The sequence below is a fragment of the Komagataeibacter saccharivorans genome (assembly GCF_004348195.1).
GTDB classification, from domain to species: domain Bacteria; phylum Pseudomonadota; class Alphaproteobacteria; order Acetobacterales; family Acetobacteraceae; genus Komagataeibacter; species Komagataeibacter saccharivorans.
The window spans coordinates 2,357,001-2,380,595 of sequence record NZ_CP036404.1 but is presented as its reverse complement, the minus strand read 5'-3'; the positions used below and the strand labels follow the sequence as shown (position 1 = coordinate 2,380,595).

The 23,595-nt window shown below is 63.5% G+C and carries 22 protein-coding genes; 6 read left to right on the top strand and 16 right to left on the bottom strand.

Translation table 11 applies throughout. The features are described from left to right. The first annotated feature begins 77 nt into the window (after positions 1–77). A complete protein-coding gene (locus KSAC_RS10925; RefSeq protein ID WP_102325172.1) occupies positions 78–356 on the top strand; it encodes a mitochondrial import receptor subunit TOM20 in 279 nt (92 codons plus the stop codon). Between the two features lie 397 nt (positions 357–753). Here KSAC_RS10925 and KSAC_RS10920 read toward each other — a convergent pair whose 3' ends face one another. Continuing rightward, positions 754–2,070 (bottom strand): MFS transporter, encoded by a 1,317-nt coding sequence (locus tag KSAC_RS10920; RefSeq protein ID WP_102325171.1) that lies wholly within the window; start codon positions 2,068–2,070, stop codon positions 754–756. 688 nt (positions 2,071–2,758) lie between these two features. Between KSAC_RS10920 and KSAC_RS10915 the strand changes: the two genes are divergently transcribed. After that, a complete protein-coding gene (locus KSAC_RS10915) occupies positions 2,759–3,274 on the top strand; it encodes a hypothetical protein (protein WP_243705205.1) in 516 nt (171 codons plus the stop codon). A 21-nt stretch (positions 3,275–3,295) separates the two neighbouring features. On the opposite strand, the gene mdoH is transcribed toward KSAC_RS10915, so the two are convergent. From mdoH to KSAC_RS10900, 3 genes are all read right to left on the bottom strand, one after another. Continuing rightward, positions 3,296–5,473, bottom strand: coding sequence for a glucans biosynthesis glucosyltransferase MdoH (gene mdoH, locus KSAC_RS10910; RefSeq protein ID WP_102325170.1), 2,178 nt, complete (start codon positions 5,471–5,473; stop codon positions 3,296–3,298). Then, positions 5,461–6,966 carry a glucan biosynthesis protein gene (locus tag KSAC_RS10905; protein ID WP_110547509.1) on the bottom strand — a complete coding sequence of 502 codons (1,506 nt, stop codon included), beginning with the start codon at positions 6,964–6,966 and terminating at the stop codon, positions 5,461–5,463. Before KSAC_RS10905 ends, mdoH begins: the two co-directional genes overlap by 13 nt. A gap of 127 nt (positions 6,967–7,093) precedes the next feature. Further along, positions 7,094–7,438 carry a winged helix-turn-helix domain-containing protein gene (locus KSAC_RS10900; RefSeq protein WP_110547510.1) on the bottom strand — a complete coding sequence of 115 codons (345 nt, stop codon included), beginning with the start codon at positions 7,436–7,438 and terminating at the stop codon, positions 7,094–7,096. A gap of 81 nt (positions 7,439–7,519) precedes the next feature. Here KSAC_RS10900 and KSAC_RS10895 point away from each other — a divergent pair, with 81 nt between their 5' ends. After that, on the top strand, positions 7,520–8,068 hold the full coding sequence (locus tag KSAC_RS10895; protein WP_243705204.1) for a GNAT family N-acetyltransferase: 549 nt from the start codon (positions 7,520–7,522) through the stop codon (positions 8,066–8,068). A gap of 18 nt (positions 8,069–8,086) precedes the next feature. Here KSAC_RS10895 and KSAC_RS10890 read toward each other — a convergent pair whose 3' ends face one another. The 4 genes from KSAC_RS10890 to KSAC_RS10875 all read right to left on the bottom strand — a co-directional run bounded on the left by KSAC_RS10890 (position 8,087) and on the right by KSAC_RS10875 (position 13,516). Beyond that, the gene (locus tag KSAC_RS10890) at positions 8,087–9,550 is read right to left on the bottom strand and encodes a mannitol dehydrogenase family protein (protein ID WP_132305399.1); all 1,464 of its coding nucleotides are present in this window, start codon (positions 9,548–9,550) and stop codon (positions 8,087–8,089) included. 43 nt (positions 9,551–9,593) lie between these two features. Then, positions 9,594–10,712 carry an FUSC family protein gene (locus KSAC_RS10885; RefSeq protein WP_102325166.1) on the bottom strand — a complete coding sequence of 373 codons (1,119 nt, stop codon included), beginning with the start codon at positions 10,710–10,712 and terminating at the stop codon, positions 9,594–9,596. A 6-nt stretch (positions 10,713–10,718) separates the two neighbouring features. After that, the gene (locus KSAC_RS10880; RefSeq protein WP_110547513.1) at positions 10,719–12,278 is read right to left on the bottom strand and encodes a DegQ family serine endoprotease; all 1,560 of its coding nucleotides are present in this window, start codon (positions 12,276–12,278) and stop codon (positions 10,719–10,721) included. A gap of 77 nt (positions 12,279–12,355) precedes the next feature. Continuing rightward, the gene (locus KSAC_RS10875) at positions 12,356–13,516 is read right to left on the bottom strand and encodes an OpgC family protein (RefSeq protein ID WP_132305397.1); all 1,161 of its coding nucleotides are present in this window, start codon (positions 13,514–13,516) and stop codon (positions 12,356–12,358) included. Positions 13,517–13,762: 246 nt separating this feature from the next. Here KSAC_RS10875 and KSAC_RS10870 point away from each other — a divergent pair, with 246 nt between their 5' ends. Next, positions 13,763–14,911, top strand: a complete 1,149-nt coding sequence (locus tag KSAC_RS10870) for a P-loop NTPase (RefSeq protein WP_132305395.1) — start codon at positions 13,763–13,765, stop codon at positions 14,909–14,911. A 97-nt stretch (positions 14,912–15,008) separates the two neighbouring features. Here KSAC_RS10870 and KSAC_RS10865 read toward each other — a convergent pair whose 3' ends face one another. From KSAC_RS10865 to queA, 5 genes are read right to left on the bottom strand one after another with little or no spacing between them, the layout of a single operon-like run. Then, positions 15,009–15,824, bottom strand: a complete 816-nt coding sequence (locus KSAC_RS10865) for a TerB family tellurite resistance protein (protein ID WP_110547516.1) — start codon at positions 15,822–15,824, stop codon at positions 15,009–15,011. Between the two features lie 26 nt (positions 15,825–15,850). Then, positions 15,851–16,147 carry a ribbon-helix-helix domain-containing protein gene (locus KSAC_RS10860; RefSeq protein ID WP_102325303.1) on the bottom strand — a complete coding sequence of 99 codons (297 nt, stop codon included), beginning with the start codon at positions 16,145–16,147 and terminating at the stop codon, positions 15,851–15,853. Continuing rightward, positions 16,144–17,229, bottom strand: coding sequence for a tRNA epoxyqueuosine(34) reductase QueG (gene queG, locus KSAC_RS10855; RefSeq protein WP_207918682.1), 1,086 nt, complete (start codon positions 17,227–17,229; stop codon positions 16,144–16,146). The genes KSAC_RS10860 and queG overlap by 4 nt, the downstream gene beginning before the upstream one ends. Further along, complete coding sequence (tgt, locus tag KSAC_RS10850) at positions 17,229–18,389, bottom strand: tRNA guanosine(34) transglycosylase Tgt (RefSeq protein WP_132305393.1); 1,161 nt, start codon at positions 18,387–18,389, stop codon at positions 17,229–17,231. The genes queG and tgt overlap by 1 nt, the downstream gene beginning before the upstream one ends. Further along, the gene (gene queA, locus KSAC_RS10845) at positions 18,386–19,444 is read right to left on the bottom strand and encodes a tRNA preQ1(34) S-adenosylmethionine ribosyltransferase-isomerase QueA (RefSeq protein ID WP_132305391.1); all 1,059 of its coding nucleotides are present in this window, start codon (positions 19,442–19,444) and stop codon (positions 18,386–18,388) included. Before queA ends, tgt begins: the two co-directional genes overlap by 4 nt. Positions 19,445–19,646: 202 nt before the next feature. On the opposite strand from queA, the gene KSAC_RS10840 reads away from it, so the two are divergent. Next, on the top strand, positions 19,647–19,874 hold the full coding sequence (locus KSAC_RS10840; protein ID WP_102325302.1) for a hypothetical protein: 228 nt from the start codon (positions 19,647–19,649) through the stop codon (positions 19,872–19,874). A 103-nt stretch (positions 19,875–19,977) separates the two neighbouring features. Then, positions 19,978–20,472 (top strand): kinase inhibitor, encoded by a 495-nt coding sequence (locus tag KSAC_RS10835; RefSeq protein ID WP_102325158.1) that lies wholly within the window; start codon positions 19,978–19,980, stop codon positions 20,470–20,472. Positions 20,473–20,481: 9 nt separating this feature from the next. On the opposite strand, the gene KSAC_RS10830 is transcribed toward KSAC_RS10835, so the two are convergent. The 3 genes from KSAC_RS10830 to KSAC_RS10820 all read right to left on the bottom strand — a co-directional run bounded on the left by KSAC_RS10830 (position 20,482) and on the right by KSAC_RS10820 (position 23,509). Continuing rightward, positions 20,482–21,393: an MIP/aquaporin family protein gene (locus tag KSAC_RS10830; RefSeq protein ID WP_132305389.1), complete on the bottom strand. Its 912-nt coding sequence runs from the start codon at positions 21,391–21,393 to the stop codon at positions 20,482–20,484. A 5-nt stretch (positions 21,394–21,398) separates the two neighbouring features. Beyond that, a complete protein-coding gene (locus tag KSAC_RS10825) occupies positions 21,399–21,791 on the bottom strand; it encodes a VOC family protein (protein WP_102325156.1) in 393 nt (130 codons plus the stop codon). Positions 21,792–21,856: 65 nt separating this feature from the next. Further along, the gene (locus KSAC_RS10820; RefSeq protein ID WP_118962567.1) at positions 21,857–23,509 is read right to left on the bottom strand and encodes a fumarate hydratase; all 1,653 of its coding nucleotides are present in this window, start codon (positions 23,507–23,509) and stop codon (positions 21,857–21,859) included. Positions 23,510–23,595: the final 86 nt, after the last annotated feature.

Sequence of the window (23,595 nt, the reverse complement as noted above, 5' to 3'; positions counted from 1 at the left end):
TCAGTACGTGCTGTCCACCTTTCCACATATGGTTAACAACTCATTTCCTGGACCCGAGGTCCACAGGATACCTGATCATGCGCGCATTCCACGGACAGATGTCCGACAACCAGCCGATCCGTCGCACGCTTCCTGAAAAGCAGAAGCAACTGCGCGACCTGCGCGAAACGCTGGCTTCCATGAAATCGCATACATCGCCCGCCCTGCGCGAAAGCGTGCAAAAACGCATCCGCCAGCTTGAAAGCGAAATCAGCGCAGCCCCGGCGCTAAAGACCGGGGAACAGCGCAATACCCCCCGCCCCGGCGGCACGGACCGGCCGCGCAGCCCGCGCAGGCGGCCTGAACGCAGCATCTGAACAGACATGAAAAAGGCCGGCCCCATGGGGACCGGCCTTTTTCATGCCCTGTCGCCTCATATTTCCGCCCTATGGTTCATCGCATCGGTGCGTCACTGCCTGAAAACATACGGTTGACAGGTGAGCATTTCCGGATGCCGCCTTTTTTCAAGAAGACTGTGTTTTTTTTCGAATCTTTTTGAAAAAATCCTCACCAGAAACTTCGGCTATTGCCCGGTTTCCGTCCATACGACCGGTTGCGCCAGCCCGCGGGAAAATCGCCCTGAACGCCAGCATTTCAGGCTGAGCCTGTCATCTCACCTGCAACCTTGAGGACAATAAAAAACGGGCCTGCCTTGCGGCAGACCCGTTTTCCACCCGTATCGGAACACCCGACCGGATCAGGATTCATGATGGATCAGTGACCAAGCGTCACTTCTTCCGCCACATCACCGCGTGCGGCAGCGGCGTCAATGTAACGACGGGCTTCGGGCGAGACGGTCAGCACCAGCGTCATCAGGGCCGAGGCAACATACAGGCCGGAGAAGATCCAGATGATCCCCTCGATCCCGCGCCAGCTTTCAAACCACGTCACAATGGCCGGACCAACCCATGTGCTGGCACCGGCACCCAGACCCAGAGCGGACAGGGCGGCAGCCTTTTCCTTCGGGCAGATCTGCGGCACCAGACCGGACAGCGGCACGAAGGCGGCAATCGTCGCGCCATACAGCGCACCCATGGCAGCCGCGATGGGGAAGTTGCCGGGGAACATCTGCGGCACATAGTAGAACAGCGGCACGGTGATCGCAGCACCCACGCAGCCGAACAGGGCAACAACGGTGCGGTGACCCAGACGGTCAGCCGTGATGCCGGACACAAGGTTCACCAGAATGTTCGACAGGAAGATGATCGACAGAAGCTGCAGCCACTGCGACAGCGAGAAGCCGATCACCTTGGTGAAGAACGCCGGCATGATGACCAGGAACGCATATTCGGACGACGTGTTGATGGTCCGCACGATCATGGCGACAAACGTCTTGGGCTCACGCCACAGGATGCTGATCGAACTGAAGAAGATCGTGCCGGGCTTCGTGCCCACTGGGGCAAGGCGGCGGGAACCGATGGGCTCACGCGTCATCAGCAGGGCCAGCAGGCCACCGAACATGACCAGCGCCAGCGAGGACCAGAACGTCGCCATTTCGCCAATCAGCGGAATGGAGAAGCTGGCGAACAGCGAACCCAGCGTGGGCAGTCCGCCGGAGAAGGCGAACCAGAACCAGCCCGCGGCCGAGCCAAGCTGACGCGGCGGGGTCGCGGCCGCGATCCAGACCAGGAAGCCATAGGTGAACAGCGGATAGCCAAAGCCACGCATGGTATAGGCGGCCAGCATGATGGGATAGCTGTTGACGGCCACGCCGAAGGTCAGGAAGACGACCTCGAACACGCCCCAGATGGCAAGGCCGATCCACATGACCCGCTTGGGGCCCCACAGATCGGACAGCGGCCCCGATGCCCATGAGGACAGCGAGACGGTCACACCATAAATGGTAAACAGCAGCGCGGTATTGCGCGATGAAATGCCCTGCCCCTCCAGATAGGGGGCCAGATAGCCGGCCTCCACCCCATCACCGATCATGAAGAACAGCAGGCCGACAAAACCCCAGAACAGGGGTGCCGGAATGCCAAGCCGGTCAGCGAAGGACGTTGATTCGGACAGATTGTCTGTCTGTTTCAAGGGGAGATACTCCTCTTTCACAGGCAGCCGACACGAAGATGAGGGGCTCCACCTCATTGCGGAGCGTCGATGCAGGCTGCGTCCGCACAATCCGGGCCTTGCCCGGAACTCCAGTGCGGAACCTCAGTTTCATAAGGTCGGGCATGCGGGCGCCCGGGCCGGTTACAGCAGGGAAAACGTGGCGCGGATTTCAGCGCCGGACCAGCAGCGCATCGGGCTGGAAAAGCGCTTTCCCCTCTATGTCACCGACAGAATTCGTCAATCCAGCAGGAAAACGTGCCCTGTGGCACGACTTTCATTACAAATTGATGAAAAAACACAAAAACGTGCCGAATAGCCGGTACGATTATGTGATCTCTCACCGCCAGAAAGACCATTAATTGAACAGATATACAAAATCGTTGCAGTTTCGAACGATTTCACAGTGATGCGATAGTTTCCAACCTCCGCCAAAGCGCAAAAAATATATTCAGTGGGATCAATCTATACTCAAAAAACCGCATGAATGTAAGGGAATTCTCAAATTTTTGACGCAATTCCCATTTGTCCCTTATTATATCAGAAGATTCTGGATCACATTTTGCGCAGACCTTGCATGCGCCCAGCGTCTGGACCATCTTTCATAACGGATGGGTTCCTGTCATAGTCTCCTCCCGCTCCCGCCTGTCCGGCGGGGCCTCACTCCCGCATGCGGCTGCCGTTGCCTGCCGCATCACCCATGCCGGGGATATGGACAAACGGAACGGTCACGGTGAACATCAACCCGTCTCTACGCCTTGCCGCACTGCCGATCGCGTTACTGCTTTCTTCCCCGCTGCTATGCGCGCCCGCCCATGGGCAGAGCCTGTCGGTGCAGAAAGTCCAGCGCGCGCTGGATGTGCTGCGACTCAAGCCGGATCTGGCCAGTCAGGCATGCCTCGACAAGCTCGATGACCTGCACAAGATGGAAAAGATTATCGAGGAAGCAGGCGAAAGCGCGCATAACCCCAACCTGTCGCTGGCGCATGACGTGATGACGTCCGATTATGAGGACGCGACGGAAACCTGTGTCCCCGATGCCGCCAAATTCTGCGAAGCACCCGGTTCGTCCGCCAGCGCGAACCAGAAGAAACTGTGCAATGCGCTTGATGCGGTGATGTCGGTCGATGGTTCGGATGAAGGGGAGGAAGTCATTTCCGCCCCGCAGGGCACGTCAAGCGACTGACGGCCCCACAGTCCGGGCGCGTCAGGGAAGCTGCGCGATCAGGCGCAGCCCCTCCGCATTGCCCAGAACGGCGGATTTTTCCGCACGGTTGAGTTCACGCACCGCCGTTTCCACATCAGGGGCCTCGCGCAGTTTCAGCAGCCCGACCAGCAGGGCCGGATTGATCGGGTCGCCCTTGCGGCGTGGTGGCGGCAGCATGATTTCATGCACCCGCAGCAGCCCCGCCCGCGCCCGCAGGGCGGCAATGGCTTCCTGCACCGGATGGCCCGCCATCTGGTCCATATAGGTCACGGCCTCGTTCAGAACCGAAGGCGGTGCGGTTTCTTCGGGTATCAGCAGCAGGCGGACGCGACGGAATGCCTGTCCCACCGCAACGCTTCCGGTCAGCACGGCCAGCGGAATGGCGCAGACCAGCCCAAGGGTGACCGGCAGCATCCACAGGAACAGCGGCAGCGAGACGCTCCATGCGGCGGCGGCCAGTGCCAGACCCAGTATGGTATGGAGCATGTACAGCCGCACATTGGCCATGATCTGCAGGCCGCCCGCATCGCGCCGCTGGGCGTTCCAGCCGGAATCACGCCCCATCAGGATGGAAAGGACGCCCCCGGTCTGGATCATCATGGCGATGGGGGCCAGCAGGCCGCCCACCAGCGTTTCAGCCACAATGGATGCGGCCGCGGCAATCGCGCCCCCACAGCCGCGCCGCAGCGGCCCGTCCAGCAGCAGCAGGACATAAGCAAGCAGTTTGGGCGCCAGCAGCACGAACATGGTACCCAGGAACATGTATTCGGCCTGCACCGGGTCAACATGCGGCCAGTGGGGATAGAGCAGCTTGGTATCCCCAAAATATTCCGGCTTGTAGAACCGATTCTGCAGCGAAACCACGATGCCCACCAGCAGGAAGACCAGCCACAGCGGCGACGTGACATAAGACCCGATGCCCATGAGCATGTGCATGCGGCTGATCCAGTGCAGGCCCCGGGCGGATATCACCTTGGCATGCTGCAGGTTACCCTGACACCAGCGCCGGTCGCGGATGGCGATATCGGTCAGGGAGGGCGGGCTTTCCTCATACGATCCGTGTAGAGCCGGAACCATGTGGATTGCCCAGCCACCCCGGCGCATGAGGGCGGCTTCGACAAAATCATGGCTCATGATCGCCCCGCCAAACGGCTTGCGGCCCGGCAGGTGCGGCAGTGCGGCCTGTTCGGCAAAAGCCCGGGTGCGGATGACCGCGTTATGCCCCCAGTAATTCCCTTCCGATCCATGCCACCATGCGATCCCGTGGGCGATCAGCGGGCCGTATACACGTCCGGCAAACTGCTGCATGCGGGCGAACAGGGTGCGCCCGTTCACGATCACCGGCAGGGACTGGATCAGCCCCACGCCGGGATTACGCTCCATGGCGGCGGTCAGCCGCACGATCACGTCGCCTGACATGATGCTGTCGGCGTCCAGCGTGATCATCTGCTGGTAGGCCGCGCCATAGCTGCGCACCCACTGCGCGATGTTCCCGGCCTTGCGGTCGGTATTGACGGCACGGCGACGGTAAAACAGCCGCCCGCCCCACCCCGTCGCACGGCACAGCGCCATATAGGCGGCTTCTTCCGCCACCCATACGTCCGGATCGGTGGTGTCGGAGAGGATGAACACGTCAAAGGCGCGTTCCTGCAATGTGGCGCTCAGACTGTCGATGGTGGCGCGCAGGCCCGCCATGACCCGGCCAGGGTCCTCGTTATAGGTGGGCATGAGCAGCGCCGTGCGGCTGGACAGGCGCGGCAGCGGCCCGGTGCGCTCGATCCCCAGCCCCAGACCACCATGGTTGAGCATCGACCAGAACCCGGCAATGGCCGAGGTAAATGCCAGCCCGATCCATAAAAACAGCACGACGAACAGCACCAGCATCACCATGCCGGCAACCGAACGCTGAACGGCATTGAACACCAGATCCATTTCATAACCGGCAAGCCCGGTCATGACGACGGCGCCCCCGATAACCAGCAGACGCCGCAGGTGGATCAGCTTCCACTGGCTGACCGGCACACGACCACGCCCATGCAGGTCCGGTTCATCCGCCAGCGCATGAACGGGCATGTCCAGCGGTGCCGCAGGTGGCAGCGCCGCCCAGCCCTGCGGCAGAAGGGTGGACGGCGCCCCCGCCGGCGGCCCGGACGGAGGAACTTCCCCTACGGCGTCCATCGATACACCCATTCTTCCGATACGGGGCCGTTGTCATCGGCCAGCACGCAGTTCAGTTCAGCCACCTTTGCATCGCCGGGCGCGAACTCGAACGTACTGCGCCAGCCATGGATGGGGGGAACCGGTTCGACCACCACATTGCGTATCTCCCCAGCCGAAGTGCGACACTGCAGGTGGAAATGCGGATTTTCGGGCAGGTGGTCGAACGGTGCGCCGACAAAGTCGAGATCGAAGAAACGGGTATGCGAATCATCCGTCGACTCACCCACGCGGGTTGCCGCGATACGGGCAAGCCGCGTGGGCCAGGGCGTGTCCCAGCCCCAGTACATGCGATAGGTGAATATGTATTCCCGTCCCGCGGTCAGGCCATCCTGCGGACGCCAGAAGGAGACGATGTTGTCATTCACCTCATTGGGTGTGGGGATCTCGACAAGATCGACGGCACCGGCACCCCAGTCGCCTATCGGTTCGATCCACAGGGAAGGCCGCTTTTCGTAATTCAGGGCCACGTCCTCGAAATCCGTAAAGGCCCGCTTGCGCTGCATGAGGCCAAAACCATGCGGCCTGACATCGCTGAAGGCCGAGAACTGCAGATCACGTGGATTGCGTAGCGGCCGCCACAACTGCTGGCTGCTGCCCGTCCACATCAGCAGGCCCTCGCTATCATGCGCGGCGGGACGCCAGTCATCCACGCGCGCGCGGTCGTTCGCATCGAAATAGAACATGCCCGTAAGCGGCGCGATCCCGGATTCCGCAAGGGTCTTGCGCGGATACAGGTAGGACTGGACATCGAATACCGTGGTCTCGCCGGGGCGGATGGTAAAACGGAACGCACCGGCAAGCGATGGGCTGTCCAGCAGCGCATGAACGACCACGCTGTCCACTCCCGCCTTGGGCTTTTCCAGCCAGAACGCGCGGAACAGGGCAAATTCCTCACCCGCCGGATCGCCTGTGCCATTGGCGAAGCCGCGTGCCGACAGACCGTAATTCTGTCCCTTCGCCACGGCGCGGAAATAGGATGCGCCGAGGAAGACGCAGAATTCCTCCATGACGCCGGGCGTGTTGATCGGCGCGCGCAGCCGCAGCCCCGCAAAGCCGATATCGTCACTCACCCGCAGGGCAGGATCGTTATAGGTAAACATGTCCGGGTTGAAGGTGATGGGACGGGACTGTCCGTCAATCACCTCGTTCATTTCGATCCGGGGGGCGTACAGATAGCCACGGGGAAAGAACTCGACATCGAAGCCCAGATTCTCGCCATGCCACAATGCCTGTTCCGAACGGAAAGCCATGGAACTGTACTGATCGAAATTCAGGTTACGCAGCGGGGCAGGCAGGGTCTGTGAAGGCGGCTGGTAAGCCTGCTGTGAAAGCTGGTGCGCCAGCGTACGCACCGTGGTGGAGTCAAAGTTACTGCTTTCAGCCGCACCGGCAGGTCGTGCCGCCCCCATACCCACCAGAGACAGGGCAGACAGGGCGGTACCCGCTTTCATGAAATCACGTCGTAACACTGAGTTGAACTCCAGTTCATTTTTCTTATTTAACGCGCTGACACACTATTCTTGTTTATTGGTAAAGCCGGGGCGGTAATACGTGTGATCGTGACAGCTTATGGCTTTTTCACGGCGGGGATGAACACATGCCCGCCAATGTTTCAAGCGGTCCCGCGGCAGCGGCGCGGGCCGCATCCTCTATTTCCCGGTACAGGCGCAGTACCGCTTCCCCTTCGGGCGAAAGGCCCGCACCACCCCCACCACCGGGGCGGGCAGACACCAGGGGATGCGTGAAAGCGGTGTTCATCGCCTCGACCAGCAGCCATGCCCTGCGATATGACATGCCCATCGCCCGGGCGGCGGCGGAAATGGACCCCGTCTCGCCAATCTGTTCCAGCAGCCTGATCTTGCCGTGCCCCAGCAGCGGGTTGCCATTTGCGTCAAGCCGTATTGTCAGGCGCATTTTTGTCATGGTTTTCCGTACTCCCGCCGGCAGCTATATCATCCGTCCCTTCTACCGGAAACGGCTTCTTCTGGAACGGAATTTTCCCCCATGTGCCCATCCATCCCCTCCACCGGACCGACCACGATACCCCCCGCGAACCCATGGCGGCCCATGCGGGCTGACGATCTGGATGGCGTTGTCGCGGTGGCGACACAACTCCATCCTGACTACCCCGAGCGGCGCGACGTGCTGGATGAACGCCGCAGGCTATGTCCGTCCGGATGCCTGATTCTGCCCGATGCGCGCGGCAATCCGGGCGGATATGTTCTGAGCCATCCGGGGCGCGTCGCATCTCCGCCCGCACTGGATACGTACCTCCATACCCTGCCTGAACAGCCCGATTGCTGGTACATCCATGACATCGCCATCCTCCCCGCCCTGCGCGGGCAGGGTGCAACACGGGGCGCATTACAAATCGTTACAGGGCGGGCCCGCCAGCACGGACTGCACTGGCTGGCACTTATGGCGACACCGGCCGCGCGTGGATTATGGACGCATCTGGGCTTCACCCCCATTGCGGACATCCCACCCCATATCGCCGCGACCTATGGCAGCGAGGCCTGCCCGATGCGCAGGCCCCTTTCCCCCGGCACATAAGCGGGGGATAAAACCGGATCACACCGGAAGCACGGCGCGCAGTCCTTTGTCGCGGATGGCCTTGCGGGCTGCAACCACCGCTGCGTCCAGCGCCGTGGTGTCCATGTCACGCCAGCCGTCAAAGGCAGGCAGGGCAAGGGCCGCGGCAAGGTCATCAGCACGAACCAGCGCCAGATCCTTCTCATTCAGCGTCGGTTCGACCGGCTTGTACGCCTGCCCCTTCTCATCATGTCCGCGCAGCATTTCCAGATAGGCGGCAATGCCGAAGGCAATACGCTCAAGCGGCCGCCCGCTGGTCAGCGAACGACGCACCGTATCGGTCCAGAACACACGCACCTTCGATGCACCATCACTGCAGATGCGCAGAAGCGTGTCAGCCACCGACGGATTGGAGAACCTGCTGAGCAGACGCTGGCGATAGGCATCCAGATCGACACCTTCCGGCGCATCGATCTGCGGCATGGCGTCCTGCATCCAGTATGCGTTGACCAGACGTTCCAGATCCGCGTCCTGCACCGTTTCATGCGCGTAGCGGTAACCCAGCAGCAGCCCGGCCGAACCCAGCAGCAGATGCGCGGCATTGAGCATGCGCACCTTCACCTGCTCGTAACCGGCAACGTCATCCACGAACTCCACACCGACCTTTTCCAGCGCCGGGCGGCCATTGCAGAATTTGTCCTCCAGCACCCACTGGCTGAAATCCTCGGCCAGGACGGGCAGTTCATCATCCAGACCGCTGCCCTTGTTCAGCGCCTTGCGGGTCGCGTCATCGACGCCGGGGGTGATGCGATCCACCATGGCGCAGGGGAAGGTCACGTTGGCGTCGATCCATGCGGCCAGATCCGCATCCAGCGCGCGTGCGTACCCGACAAAGGCCTCATGCGCGACATGGCCGTTACTGCGCAGGTTGTCACAGGACAGCACGGTAAACGGCGCAATCCCCGCATCCCGCCTGCGGCGCAGGGCTTCCACCACGTAACCGAACACGGTGGCGGGGGTGCCCGGGTTTTCCAGATCGGCACGGACGGCAGGGGTATCGAGGCGGAAGCGCCCCGTTTCCTCATCGATGTTGTAGCCGCCTTCGGTAATCGTCATGCTGACGATTCGCGTCTGCGGATCGGCAAGGCGGGTCAGCACGGCTTCGGGATTGGCGGGGGCAAGCAGGTATTCGCGCAACGCCCCGATCACGCGCACGCTGCGCGCGCCATCGGCGGTCACATCCGTCAGGGAATACAGGCAGTCCTGTTCCTGAAACGCCTTCGCCTTGGCCGCGCCGCGTGCGCCGCCACCAAGGCCCACCCCGACAATGCCCCATTCCGACTGCCCCGGCAGGGCGAGACATTTATCCACGTACCAGGCTTCATGCGCACGGAAGAAATTGCCAACACCAAAATGAACGATCCCTCGTCCCACCTCCGCCGGTTGGTAACCCGGCGCCTGCACGCCAGCGGGAAGATGATTCAGGGTTGTTTCATTCAGCATGGTGTCTTTTGAACTCCTGTTTATGTCTGTTCGCGCGGCAGCCCTATCGCTTCACCGGCACGCTGGCGCCCGGTGGCCCGAACGAAACCTCGGCCAGAACCGGGTCTCCCGCAGGGGGGAACGGACTTTCGTCGGTCTGCCCATCAGACCAGATATTGCACACGGCAAGCCGCATATCGGCGTGCAACAGTCCCAGGGCAAAACGCATGACGGGGGTCCAGTGTTCCCCTGCCTGACGCTCCAGCCGGTCCACAATGTCGCGCATGCCCTCATCCGCGGGGGCATGGCCACGGCGGCTGGCCGCCAGCGCATCGCAGCGATCGGCCATCTGGCCCAGTATCTGCGCCAGCATGTCGCGCTCATGTTCGAGCATGTCACCCGTACGGGCGGTTTCACCTTCAACCGCCGCGCGTGCGATAAAGATAGCATCCGCACGGACCCGACGCAAAAGTCCCGGCAGGCGGGCCACCAGCGGGTCATGCCGCGCAAGGGTGCCGGGATGTTCGACCTCGGCTTCCTGCACCCCGTCATTGATGTCCTGCAACAGGGTGCGGCACATCACATCCGCCGTAGCCAGCGCATCATAATCGGGATGCTGGTGCAGGGCGCACGAAACCAGATCGGCCAGCCTGCGCAGCAGGCTGGCGGAATTGGTCAGCACTTCGCGCCGCGCCTCGTTCCGCAGGACGAAGAACGAGACCGCAAACGACACCACAACCCCGGTCATGATCGAGGCGATACGTTGCAGGGGCCGCGAAAACGGCGCGCCGCTGGATGGAAACAGCAGCACCACCATCAGGGTTACGATCGCCACCCGCATCTTGGGTCGCAACGCCACCAGAACGGCCAGCGGCATGAGCATCACCCAGAACACCACGAACAGGGAAAACCCATACCACTGTTCCAGCGCGATGGCCGACATACCGGCGGCAGCCCCGATCAGGGTGCCGACAATCTGTTCGCGCCCGGTGGAAAGGGTCTGGGTCAGGCGCGTCTGGGTAATGACGATGACGGAGGTGATAAGCGCCCAGACCGGTTCGTCCAGATGGATCATGGCCGCAACGATGCCGGACAGGACGAGCGAGACGCTCATCCGCACCACCTGCCGCCATGTGCCCTGCTGCATGATCGAATGCAGCAGGATTTTCATGCGTGCGTGCATGTGCGATCAGTGCCCGGGATTATCCGGCAGGGGAAAGGGCACCCAGCGCAGGCCATCGGCATTCTGCACAAGGAACAGGACCGTCTTACGATGCACGGCACGCGCGGCATCAAGCTGGCGACGCAGGTCGGCTGGCGCGTTGACGGCAGACTGCTGCACTTCCGTCACCACATCACCGGGACGCAGGCCCCTTTCCGCAGCGGGGCTGTCCTCGGTCACGCCGGTCACCAGCACGCCTTTCTGCCCTTCGGCCATGTTGTATTTCTGCCGCGCGATGTCGTCGATCTCGCCCACGGTGAAGCCCATGCCCGTTACGGCCACGCTGCCCTGCGCCGGTTTTTTCGCGGCCGCATGGTCGGGATCGTCCTTGGCGGCCTTTTCTTCGGGCAGGGCGCCAATGGTGATGGCGACATTCGTCTGCTGGCCTTTGCGCCACACGCCCAGATGCGCGACACTGCCACCCGCCAGTTCGGCCACCAGCCGGGGCAGTGCGCGGCCATCAATATCCTTGCCATTCAGGCTGACGATCACATCGCCGGTCTGCAGATGGGCCGCGGCCGCGGGTCCCTTGGGTTCGACACCTGCGATCAGCGCGCCATGGGCGTTCTGCAGGCCCAGCCCGTCGGCGATTTCCTGCGTCACGTCCTGAATGCGCACACCGATCCACCCGCGCGTGACGGTGCCATGATGGCGAAGCTGTTCGATGATGCCCCGCGCCTCGGCGGAGGGGATGGAGAAGCCAATCCCGATCGACCCGCCCGAAGGGGAGAAGATGGCCGTGTTGATCCCGATCACCTCACCGCGCAGGTTGAACAGAGGGCCGCCGGAATTCCCCTTGTTGATGGGGGCGTCCGTCTGGATGAAATCATCGTACGGCCCCTGTTCGATATTACGCCCGCGTGAGGAAATGATCCCCGCCGTAACCGTGCCGGACAGGCCGAACGGATTGCCGATGGCCAGCACCCAGTCCCCGACCCGTGCATGGTCGCTGTCGCCAAAGGGCACGGCGGGCAGCGGTTTGGGGCTGTCCACTTTCAGCACGGCCAGATCGGTCCGGTCGTCATGACCCAGCAGCCGCGCCTTGAGCACGGTATTGTCCTGCAGCGTAATGGTGATCTGGTCGGCATGGCGCACGACATGGTTGTTGGTCACGATCACGCCGGAAGGGTCGATGATGAAGCCCGAGCCCAGCGCCTGCATCTTGCGCGGCGGGGCGTTGGGGCTGTCCTGCCGGTTCATGAAATCGTGGAAGAACTTCTCGAACGGCGAGCCTTCGGGGAAGTTTGGCACCTGCGGCGTGCTGTCACCGTCATCGCCGCCTTCATCATCGTCCTCGCCGGGGCGGACCATCTCGGTGGTGGAAACATTGACAACCGCAGGCAGCAGCCGTGCCGCCAGATCGGCAAAGCTGTCGGGCATGTTGCGTCCTTCACCCGGCAGGTGAAGCGGTGTCGCGGATGCCGGGGCAGGCGCGGGATCGGCCGCATACGCGCCGGTGGCCCCCAGTGTCGTGAGCAGCCCCATGGCAAGGCAGGATCGGGAAAACGCAGCGGCACGGAAAGACATGGGGCACATACATCCTGCTTAACGGGATTGAATGGCGTACCTATACCACGCCCGTCACCGGCACGGAAACCACGCCCTCAGTTACGGCATAACGGCGCGGCCGCGTGCAGGTCGTCCGGTTTCGGCTGCGGCGGGGTGCGGGCGGCCACCCGCGCGCGTTCCTTCATCCGCGCCACGGCCAGCAGCACCACGAACCCCACCACGTTGACGGCCACCTGCATCACCCATCCGGTGCCAAAACTGGTCAGTACCAGACGGCCATACAGGTCGATGATCGTACCCATGGTAAAGATTTCCAGCGAATGCCGCCCGAACAGCGCCATAAGCTGTCCGCCACGCGTATTCGCCAGCCGCGTCGCCCCGTGTGAGGACTGAACCAGATAGAACACCGCCAGCACGTCAACCAGACGCCACGGCGAAAGGATCATCTTGTCCGGTACCGCCATGACGACGGGGCGCAGGTCATGAAAACCCCACTGCGTCCACGGAAAGGACTGCACGCCTGAAAAGACCAGATACATGGCGCATCCCCATGCCAGCAGGCGCGAACGCGGCAGGCTGCCATCGTGCTGGCCCGCCACACGCGCGGCACATACCCCCAGCACGAACAGGAACTGCCATGCCAGCGGGTCAAAGAACCATCCGTCAGGGTCAAGCCAGTTGGGAAAGTTCAGCCGGGGGTTGATATTGACCACCAGCCATACCAGCCCGCTCAGCCCCAGCACCACGGCAGTCCCCGCCCGGCGCAGCAGCACGTAAAGCGGCGCGAACCCCAGCAGAAGCACGATATACAGCGGCAGGATATTCAGGTTGCCCGGCAATGCGACCAGCGACAGCACACGCCATACCGAATCCAGCCCATGCGCCAGTTCGGGCTCCAGAAAATCAACAGGAACGGGCCAGAAATTCCGCCATATGCGAATGGTGGCGACACAGACCACCACCATCACGATCTGGAATACATATAGCTGCCAGCACCGCCGCCCGATCCGCGCAAGGACGGTGGGCACCGGCTTTCTGGCAAACCCGCGCCCGTAAGCCAGCCACGACGCATAACCCGCCAGCAGCACGAACACCTCCGCCGCATCGGCAAAACCGACATTGCGCATGGTGAAACGGTTGAGCACGTCCTGCGGGATGTGGTCGATACACATCATAAGCAGCGCCACGCCGCGCAGGGCATCGACCCGATGATCCCGCCGGTGCGGTACAGCCGCCTGTGGAGTGGAAGTGCCCATCGTAATCCCTGCCCGCCTGAACGACACCCATGAAAGCCGTGCCCTTCATGTAATGGGGGAAGCGTAAAGCAGCAAACCCGCGGGCTGACCATTCCCCCACCGCACATATGGCGCGCGCGTCCCGCATGACCATGCCCTGCCCGCGCCCGTCACCGGTCAAATGCGTCATCCCGCCGTTTCATGACTCGACCGCCACGGGCCGCCCCTTCTATACCGCAGGGGCGACAGAGCAGGGAGCGCACACGCATGACCAGTCCCGACCGGAACACCATCGAGACCGTACTGCAACAGGTCCATACGGCTGACAGATCGGCCAGCGTCGCCACGCTGGGCAGCCTGGACGCATTCATGGTCCGTGACGGTGTGCTCCATGTCGCCATTGCGACCGATCGCTCGCGCGCGGCGGCATTGCAGCCGCTCCTGCCGGAACTGGAACGCGCCCTTGTTGCGGCGGTACCCGGCTGCACCGCTGCAAGCGTGATCCTGACCGCGCATCGTGCTGCCCCGCCACAGGGTGCGCCTGCGCAGGATACGCCGCCCCCTGCCGCCAGCGGCCACCGCCCGCTCAACCTTGGGGCCAGGCCCGGCAAGGCGGCCACCGGCCCGCTCCCTGCCGGCGTGGGCGTGGTCATTGCCGTGGCGTCCGGCAAGGGAGGGGTTGGCAAGTCCACCACCGCCGTCAATCTGGCGGTGGGGCTGGGACAGGAAGGACTGAAGGTTGGCCTGCTGGATGCGGATGTTCATGGGCCGTCCCTGCCCCGCATGATGGGCGTGAGCAACCGGCCAGAGGTGCGCGATGGCCATCTGGTGCCCCCGCATAAATGGGGCATCACCGCCATGTCGATCGGCATGCTGGTGAACGAGAATGATGCCATGATCTGGCGCGGGCCGATGGTGATGGGCGCGATCGGGCAATTGCTGGGCGATGTGGAATGGGGCGCGCTGGATGTGCTGGTGGTGGACATGCCGCCGGGCACGGGGGACGCGCAACTGACACTGGCGCAGAAAACCGCGCTGGCGGGGGCTGTCATCGTTTCCACGCCGCAGGATATCGCGCTGCTGGACGCACGGCGTGGCGTCGCCATGTTCGAGAAGATGAACGTGCCCGTTCTGGGCGTGGTCGAGAACATGTCCTATTTCTGCTGCCCCAACTGCAACCACCGTACCGAACTGTTCGGCCATGGTGGCGCACGGGCAGAAGCGGAAAAGCTGGGCGTACCCTTCCTGGGCGAAATCCCGCTTCTGGCCGATATCCGCGCCAGCGCGGATGAAGGCGCGCCAATCGTGATCTCCGCACCCGAAAGTGCCGCGGGACAGGCCTATCGCACGCTGGCCCACACGGTAGCCGGCGCCCTGCGCCGCCTGCTGGACAAGAAGAACAAGGCCGCCACCTGACGGACGGAAAAGAACCGGCGCGGGATCGACAGGGCCGGTTCCGCACCGTTACCCATGCCGCCTTCCTGACCTGACGGAATCAGGGACAGGTCAGCCGCTAAAGCCTGCGGTCGCGCTTGATCCGGTCCCAGGCCGCATTGATCTGCGCGATGCGGGCCGCACCCTGTGCCTGCTGGGCCGGGGTGGCGCCGCGCGCCGACATGACATCGGGGTGGTGTTCACGCACCAGACGCCGCCAGACCACGCGCACTTCCTCATCACTCACATCCCGGCTGACACCCAGCACGGCATAGGCGTCGACCTCGCTCACACCGGGGCGGGCACCGCCGTCACGCGCGCGATCCCATGCGCCGGGGCTCAGTCCAAACGCCTTGTGCACACCGCGCAGGAACGCTTCCTCCTGCGCGTTGATCTCGCCATCCGCGCGGGCGATCACGAACAGGGAGGCCAGCGCCTCCTCCAGCATGCCGGTACGCCCCGCGAAGGCACGGCCCAGCTCGGTGGCGAATGCCCGGTAATCATCCGTGCGCTGGCGCGCGCTGTCGAACAGGCGCCCCACTTCCTTCATGTTTTCGGGCGGAAGGTGGAAACGGCGCTTGAAGGCGTCGATCTCGGCCCGGTTCACCGCGCCATCGCATTTCGCCATCTTGGCCGAAAGGATGATGATGACCAGACCATACATCTGGTCGCGCTTGCCCATCGCCCCGGCCATCTTGGCCGCAATGAAGGTCGCGGCCCCCTGCGGGTCCGCGTTCATGCGCGGACCCCAGCGGTCGGTCCAGCCCCCTACCGGCGTTTCCAGCAGGGAACCGTTATCCGCCGCATGGCCCAGCGCGGTGCCGACGACAGCCCCCATGGGGCCGCCCACCGCGAACCCCGCAACGCCACCAAAAATCTTGCCCCATATCGCCATGCCCCGACGCTAGCACGGATGCGGGCTCAACCCAACTGATCTTCCCTGTTGTTATCAGCCATTTCCGTCAGGTCAGGCATCCATTCCCGCAATGCCTCCACCCGCAGGGCCGACGCAAGCGGGCGGTCCGGCGGGCGTGCCGCATCGACCTGTCCCACCAGTCCCGCAAGGGTCAGGGCGCGCTTCTGCGCAATCAGGTTCAGGGCGCACCAGAACTCGGGCTCCAGCGCGACACTGGTCCGGTGGCCCGACAGGTTCAGGCTGCGCTTGTGCAACGGGCGGGCACCCCGCTGCGCGGGCAGCGGCAGGGCATGATCGTTCATGACGGCAGCCGCACGGTGGCCCACTGCGCGGCTTCCGCCACCACCGGGTCCGCATCGGCGCACAGGGCGGCCACCACGGGCCGCAGTTCGGGCCGTCCGCTATTGCCGATGGCCACGGCCACATTGCGCACGAACCGGTTGCGACCGATGCGCTTGACGGGTGAGCCGGAAAACCGCGCGCGGAATCCCGCATCATCCAGCATGGCCAGATCGCGCAGCGCAGGTGCGCGCAGGTCATCGCGTGCGGCAAGCTTCATGTGGTTCGTCGCCCGTGCAAAGCGGTTCCACGGACAGACGGCCAGACAGTCGTCACAGCCATAGATGCGGTTGCCCATGGCGGGCCGGAATTCATGGGGGATGGGATCGCGATTTTCAATCGTGAGATAGGAAATGCACCGCCTTGCATCCATTATCCCCGGCTGTGGAAACGCACCGGTCGGGCAGGCATCGAGACAGCGCGTGCAGGTGCCGCATCCCCCGCCGGAAGGGACGGATTGCGGCAGGTCCAGCGTCGTGTAGATCTCCCCCAGGAACAGCCAGCTTCCATGCTGGCGGGAAACGAGGCTGGTATGTTTGCCCTGCCAGCCCAGCCCGGCATTCTGCGCCAGCGGTTTTTCCATCACCGGGGCGGTATCGACAAACACCTTGACCTCCGCCGCACCGGCACCCTGCCGCCGCCCGGCATTCACCACGAACTGGGCCAGATGCTTGAGCATGCCCTTGACCACATCATGATAGTCACGATGGCGGGCATAAACGGAAATATTGCCCGCTTCAGGCTGGCGGGTAGTGGCAAGCGGGTCGTCTTCCCCCGGTGCGTAGCTGACCCCCAGCGCGATCACACTGCGTACCTCGGGCCACAGGCCCCGCGGGTCACCGCGCTGTTCCATGCGCTGCGCCATCCACTCCATGCTGCCGGCGAAGCCGTTTTCCACGAACGCGGCCAGACGGGCGCGCACGCCATCATCCAGTTGCGCCGGGGCGAATCCGACCGCATCGAAGCCCAGTGCCCGTGCATGGCCGGCAATGGCTGCGGCAAGGCGCACCGGATCAGCCATGGCCGATGCGCACGGCCCGGCCATCAGGCAACCGGTGGTATGTCGGGAAAGGGCATTTCATCGCCGCTCCAGTCATCCAGCGCCCATTGCGCGCGCAGGTGGGTGGCGTGGGCCATAAAGCCGCCATCGACGATCGCCGCCCGCATCCCGCGCATGAGACGCTGGTAATAGGCAAGATTATGCCATGTCAGCAGCATCGGGCCGAGGATTTCATTCGCCCGGAACAGGTGATGCAGATAGGCGCGGCTGTGGCGCGAACAGGCCAGACAGTCGCAATGCGGCGAAATGGGCCGCGAATCGGTGGCATGCCGGGCATTGCGCAGGTTGAGCGTGCCGCGTTCGGTATAGGCGCGCGCCGTGCGGCCCGCGCGGGTCGGCATGACGCAGTCGAACATGTCCACCCCGCGTTCCACCGCGCCCAGCAGGTCATCGGGGGTTCCCACGCCCATGAGGTAGCGGGGGCTGGCATCGGGGATCAGCGGCACGGTCACATCAAGGGTGGAGAACATGAGTTCCTGCCCTTCCCCCACCGCGAGGCCACCGATGGCATATCCCTCGAATCCGATACCCGTCAGGGCCTTGACACTTTCGGCGCGCAGTTCCGGTTCGGTACCACCCTGAATGATGCCGTACTGCGCATAGCCGGGGCGCTGGACAAAGGCATCACGACACCGTTCGGCCCAGCGCATGGACAGGCGCATGGATTTCGCGATCACGTCCGCTTCCGCCGGAAGGGCGGGACATTCGTCAAAGCACATGCTGATGGTGGCATCGAGCGCATGCTGGATATCGGTCGAGCGTTCGGGGGAAAGGCGGTGTTTCGAGCCGTCGATATGCGAACGGAAGGTGACGCCATCGGCATCGAGCTTGCGCAGCGGCCCGAGCGACATGACCTGAAACCCGCCCGAATCCGTCAGGATCGGTCCGGGCCAGTCCATGAACCGGTGCAGGCCGCCCAGTTCGCGCACCCGCTCGGCCCCCGGCCGCAGCATGAGGTGATAGGTATTGCCCAGCACGATCCCGGCACCCGTGGACCGCACGTTGTCCATCGTCATCGCCTTGACGGTGCCAACCGTGCCCACGGGCATGAAGGTCGGCGTGGGTACGCTGCCATGGGCGGTATCAAGCCAGCCCGCGCGGGCATGGCCCGCACGCGCTTCCGGACGCCAGCGGAAAGAGGTCATGGCAGGTCTCCCTCGGCGCGATGCAGCAGGCAGGCATCGCCATAGGAATAGAAACGGTAACCGCTGGCGATGGCATGTTCATATGCAGCGTGCATGCGGCGATAGCCGCCAAAGGCGCAGACCAGCATGAACAGCGTCGAACGCGGCAGGTGAAAATTGGTCAGCAGCATGTCCACCGCACGGAAGCGGTAACCGGGCCGGATGAAGATGGCGGTCTCGCCATGGAAGGGATGTACGATGCCGTTTTCATCCGTCGCACTTTCCAGAAGGCGGAGCGATGTCGTGCCCACGGCAATGATACGCCCGCCCGCCGCACGCGCGGCGTTGATGCGTTCGGCTGCATGGGGGCTGATCGTGCCGCGTTCGGCATGCATGCGGTGTTCGGATATCTGTTCGCTGCGCATGGGCAGGAAGGTGCCTGCCCCCACATGCAGCGTCAGGGTCTGGCGAAGCACGCCCGCCGCATCCAGCGCCGCCAGCAGGCCAGGCGTGAAGTGCAGCCCCGCCGTCGGGGCGGCGACCGCGCCGCGATGCTGTGCGAAGATGGTGGCGTAATCCCGACGGTCTTCTTCCGTCGGGCCTTCGGGACGGGCGATATAGGGGGGCAGCGCCAGACGGCCCGCATCATGCAGGAACTGATCGAAGGCTTCCCCCTCCGCCGAAAAGCGCAGGGTGACGTCACCCGCGTCGCCACGGCTGACCACCTGCGCCGTGACCGGACTTTCGCCAAAGGTCAGCGTATCGCCCGGATGCAGGCGGCGCGCATTGCGCGCCAGCACGTGCCACGTGCCATCGGGCAGGATGCGGTCAAGCGTGATGCCAATTTTCGCGGCCCCGCGCATGGCCGATAGCTGGGCCGGGATCACCGCCGTATCATTGGCCACCAGAATGTCGCCCGGCCGCAGGCAGCCCGGCAGGTCGCGCATGTGGCGATCCATGATCGGGCCTTCCACCGGCACGTCCAGCAGGCGCGCGCTGTCACGCGGGCGGGCCGGGTGGTCGGCGATCCGTTCGGAGGGAAGCGTGAAATCGAAATCAGAAACCAGATCCGTCATGCGGCCCCCTTTACGGAATCCGCACGATACTTGCCAGCCCGAACTACGCCCTTCGCCATGAAGCCGCGGGCCATCTGCCGCCCGCGCCGGGATATTGGACAGAACCGGCGGCGAGCGCCACAATAACGCAGCGATTCCCCTGCGGGAATTTTTTCGTCCCGCCTCCGCATGCCGGATGCGACAGCATAAGGAAGAAATCACCATGTCCTACGCAGCACTGGATGCCGTACGCATCACCAAGGCCTGCAAGACCGCCCTGCATGTGCTGGAAACGGTCGAGGAACAGGACCGCACCGAAGCCCACCAGCGCAAGACGCTGATGATCCAGCGGATCGAGGCCCTGGCCCGCGCCGCAGCCGAAAGCAAGAACGGCGATCAGGCCATTACCCTGACATCCGAGGAATTCTGGCTGATCAGCCAGAACTGGTAAGTCCCTTCCACATCCCTGCCGGATGACAGCGCCCTGTCCGGGCGCTACCCGGCAACGGGATGTGCGATATGCCTTCCCACTGCGCGCAGAGCAGGAAAACGACATGACCTTTACACTGACCAGCCGCTGCTTTCACGATGGTGATCGCCTGCCCCAGGCGCAGGTATTCGACGGCATGGGCCATTCCGGCGGCAATATCTCCCCCCCGCTTGCGTGGCAGGATGCGCCGACGGGCACCAAAAGCTTCGCCATCACCATGTATGACCCCGATGCCCCGACCGGATCGGGCTGGTGGCACTGGGTCGTCATCAACATCCCGGCCACCGTATCCTCCCTGCCCGCAGGTGCCGGATCGGGTGACAACAGCCTGCCCGAACCCGCCGAGATGACGCGCACCGATTTTGGCGGGAATGTCTATGGTGGCGCCGCACCGCCGCCGGGACCGGACCATCACTACATCTTCACCATCCATGCGCTGGATATCGAGCGGATCGAACTGCCCAGTGATGCGTCGGGCGCCATGGTGGGCTTTGTCATCAACCAGCACCGTCTTGCCTCGGCCACGCTTACGGCGGTTTATGGCAAGCAGCCCAGATAAACCCTGCGCCTAGATACGCGGCAGCAGGAAAGGCGCGCGTCCATGATGCCCGAAATGGGCGACGCGCGCCTCAAGCACCCGCACCCTGCCGAACAGACCCGTATGCACAAGCAGCACGACCGCAAGGGCCGCCCCGCAGAACGGGGCCGTGCAGTAAATCCAGAACGCATGCCACTGACCGGAGAAAACGGCGGGACCAAGACTGCGCGCCAGATTGGTGCTGTCGCCTGACAGCCATGCCTCGAACGGATTGAGCATAAAAAACAGCGGACCGGACAGAAGCGGCGTAAGCCAGCGCAGCCGCGCGTGGCTGCCGGTCAGCAGGACACCCGCGATCAGCAGCATCGTCGCCCCTGCTTCACCCATGAAGGGCCAGCTTGCAGGCACGGCGGGATTGGGGACTGTGCCTGCGTAATGGTCCATGACCGCCCAGTGCCCCCAGGCAGGGAAAACCCGCCCCGCCAGCGCCAGCAGGGCCGTACCCGCCACAGCGCCCGCGCATTGGGCCAGCATGTAGCCCACCATGTCCCGCCATGCGAGCCGGGATGCCAGCGCGAAGGCAAACGAGACGGAAGGGCTGACATGGCCGCCACTGACCCGACCGAAGGGGGATAGCGCGGCAAGCGTTCCCCCTGCGCCGAAGAACAGGCCCTCCATCCCGACCCGCAGGACCGGATGGCCCGCGAACTTTGGGGCGAGCGGACTGGCCGCCGCCCCGATCAGCACATTGGTGACGATCCCCACCAGCATGAGTACGACCGTGCCCATGAATTCGCACGCGTACAGGCGCAGGTGAAACGGATGGTCGGGCCGGGCCGCACCCGCCAGCGGACGATCCAGCGGGTGCGGGTAGAACAGGTGGTCAACAGGACGGACCTGCGGCGCGGAAGGGGGCGATGCGGATGGGGTACCAGCCGCCATCGCCCCTACCCCTGATAGGATGCGATCTCGATCAGGTTGCCATCGGGATCATGGCAATAGACCGATGTAACCGGTCCCAGCGCGCCAAGGCGGGCCACCGGCCCCTCCGTCACGCGCACACCGCATTTTTCAAGATGTTCGATCACGTCGGCACTGTTGACGGCCGTGATGAAGCACAGGTCATTGGTGCCGGGCAGGGCGTCTTCCGCCGTGACCCATCCCTCCGCCCCGTGGGGACGGAGGTTGATTTTCTGGCCGCCGAATTTCAGGGCCGTGCGGTTGTTGCGGCCATATTCCTCACGTTCCATGCCCAGTACACGCTGGAACCATGAGGCCGAGACCTCAAGGTCACGGACACTCACCACAAGGTGGTCAAGACGATCGACGGTAAAACGCATGGCGTTCACAAACCTCCGGTATGTCCGGCCCTACAGGCAGGCCGGACGGACCGCAGGGGTCACGTTCAGCCGGTCAGGCCATCGTAAAAATCATTACCCTTGTCATCAATCACGATAAAGGCCGGGAAGTCCTCGACCTCGATCTTCCACACCGCTTCCATGCCCAGTTCGGGGTATTCCAGCACCTCGACCCTGCGGATGCAATCCTGCGCAAGGCGAGCGGCCGGACCACCGACGGAACCAAGATAGAATCCGCCATATTCCTTGCACGCATCACGCACCGCGCGCGAGCGGTTGCCCTTGGCCAGCATCACATATGATCCGCCCGCTTTCTGCAACATGGCGACATAGCTGTCCATGCGACCGGCGGTCGTGGGACCGAACGCGCCGGTGGGCATGCCTTCGGGCGTCTTGGCGGGACCGGCGTAATAGACGGGATGATCCTTGAGGTACTGGGGCAGCCCCTCCCCCTTTTCCAGCCGTTCGCGGAACTTGGCATGCGCGATGTCACGGGCCACCACCATCGTGCCGCTGAGCGAAAGCCGCGTGCGCACCGGATACTGCGACAGCTTGCGACGGATTTCGTCCATGGGCAGGTTGAGGTCGATCTTCACCGCCTCTCCCTCAAGGTCGTTATCCGTGGTTTCGGGCAGGAAACGTGCCGGATCGGTCTCAAGCTGTTCAAGGAAAATGCCATCGGCATTGATGCGCGCCTTCACCTGACGATCCGCCGAACAGGACACCCCGATCCCCACCGGCAGCGACGCGCCATGACGCGGCAGGCGCACCACGCGCACATCGTGGCAGAAATACTTGCCGCCAAACTGCGCGCCGATGCCCAGACGCTGGGTGAGCTTGTGGATTTCCTCTTCCATTTCCAGATCGCGGAAGGCATGGCCCTGCGGGCTTCCCTGCGTGGGCAGGCTGTCAAGCCAGCGGGTCGAGGCGAGCTTTACCGTCTCGAGGTTCTGCTCGGCGGACATGCCACCGATCACGACGGCAAGATGATAGGGCGGGCAGGCCGACGTGCCCAGCGTCCGGATCTTGCCATCCAGCCATTTCAGCAGGTTTTCCTTACCCGACAGCAGGGCGCGGGTTTCCTGAAACAGGAAGGTCTTGTTGGCCGAACCACCCCCCTTGGCGACGAACATCAGGTCCATCTGTTCGGCATGGTAATCGCCTGGGGTGGCCGAGATGTGGAACTGCACCGGCAGGTTGGTGCCGGTATTCACTTCCTCGAACATCGAAAGCGGGGCCATCTGCGAATAGCGCAGGGAAGTGCCGGTATAGGTGTCGTACACCCCGCGTGAGAAGGCTTCCTCCTCATTCCCATCAACCCAGACACGCTGTCCCTTCTTGCCATACACGATGGCCGTGCCGGTATCCTGACACATCGGCAGCACGCCGCCTGCGGCGATGCAGGCGTTCTTGAGCAGGTCCAGCGCCACGAAACGGTCGTTATCCGACGCTTCGGGGTCCTTGAGGATGCTGGCAAGCTGCGCCAGATGGCCGGGACGCAGCAGATGCGCCACGTCGTTGAAGGCACGCGCGGCCAGCGCGGTCAGGGCTTCGGGCCGGACATGGACGACCGTGCGCCCACCAAGGACCGAGGTGGTCACCCCCTCGATCTCCAGTTTCTTCCACGGCGTATCATCATCATGCAACGGGAATAGCGGCCCAAACACAAATGGTTTGCGCGCGGGTGCGGATACATTCAACGGACGGTCTCCTCTGCCTTATCTCCCCCGGATTGTTTCCAGGTGGCGGCGTTCAGGTAATCCAGGGCGCGTCCGGTGCATCCGGC

Excerpts from the sequence above, each read along its gene's own strand:
- KSAC_RS10875 (WP_132305397.1), bottom strand. The coding sequence starts at position 13,516 with ATGGGCACTTCCACTCCACAGGCGGCTGTACCGCACCGGCGGGATCAT.
- KSAC_RS10840 (WP_102325302.1), top strand. The coding sequence starts at position 19,647 with ATGTCCTACGCAGCACTGGATGCCGTACGCATCACCAAGGCCTGCAAG.
- KSAC_RS10905 (WP_110547509.1), bottom strand. The coding sequence starts at position 6,966 with ATGAAAGCGGGTACCGCCCTGTCTGCCCTGTCTCTGGTGGGTATGGGG.
- tgt (WP_132305393.1), bottom strand. The coding sequence starts at position 18,389 with ATGACCTCTTTCCGCTGGCGTCCGGAAGCGCGTGCGGGCCATGCCCGC.
- KSAC_RS10830 (WP_132305389.1), bottom strand. The coding sequence starts at position 21,393 with ATGGCGGCTGGTACCCCATCCGCATCGCCCCCTTCCGCGCCGCAGGTC.
- KSAC_RS10865 (WP_110547516.1), bottom strand. The coding sequence starts at position 15,824 with ATGGCGATATGGGGCAAGATTTTTGGTGGCGTTGCGGGGTTCGCGGTG.
- KSAC_RS10925 (WP_102325172.1), top strand. The coding sequence starts at position 78 with ATGCGCGCATTCCACGGACAGATGTCCGACAACCAGCCGATCCGTCGC.
- queA (WP_132305391.1), bottom strand. The coding sequence starts at position 19,444 with ATGACGGATCTGGTTTCTGATTTCGATTTCACGCTTCCCTCCGAACGG.
- KSAC_RS10835 (WP_102325158.1), top strand. The coding sequence starts at position 19,978 with ATGACCTTTACACTGACCAGCCGCTGCTTTCACGATGGTGATCGCCTG.
- KSAC_RS10825 (WP_102325156.1), bottom strand. The coding sequence starts at position 21,791 with ATGCGTTTTACCGTCGATCGTCTTGACCACCTTGTGGTGAGTGTCCGT.
- KSAC_RS10885 (WP_102325166.1), bottom strand. The coding sequence starts at position 10,712 with ATGCACGCACGCATGAAAATCCTGCTGCATTCGATCATGCAGCAGGGC.
- KSAC_RS10900 (WP_110547510.1), bottom strand. The coding sequence starts at position 7,438 with ATGACAAAAATGCGCCTGACAATACGGCTTGACGCAAATGGCAACCCG.
- queG (WP_207918682.1), bottom strand. The coding sequence starts at position 17,229 with ATGGCCGGGCCGTGCGCATCGGCCATGGCTGATCCGGTGCGCCTTGCC.
- KSAC_RS10880 (WP_110547513.1), bottom strand. The coding sequence starts at position 12,278 with ATGTCTTTCCGTGCCGCTGCGTTTTCCCGATCCTGCCTTGCCATGGGG.
- KSAC_RS10895 (WP_243705204.1), top strand. The coding sequence starts at position 7,520 with ATGTGCCCATCCATCCCCTCCACCGGACCGACCACGATACCCCCCGCG.
- KSAC_RS10860 (WP_102325303.1), bottom strand. The coding sequence starts at position 16,147 with ATGAACGATCATGCCCTGCCGCTGCCCGCGCAGCGGGGTGCCCGCCCG.
- mdoH (WP_102325170.1), bottom strand. The coding sequence starts at position 5,473 with ATGGACGCCGTAGGGGAAGTTCCTCCGTCCGGGCCGCCGGCGGGGGCG.
- KSAC_RS10870 (WP_132305395.1), top strand. The coding sequence starts at position 13,763 with ATGACCAGTCCCGACCGGAACACCATCGAGACCGTACTGCAACAGGTC.
- KSAC_RS10890 (WP_132305399.1), bottom strand. The coding sequence starts at position 9,550 with ATGCTGAATGAAACAACCCTGAATCATCTTCCCGCTGGCGTGCAGGCG.
- KSAC_RS10915 (WP_243705205.1), top strand. The coding sequence starts at position 2,759 with ATGCGGCTGCCGTTGCCTGCCGCATCACCCATGCCGGGGATATGGACA.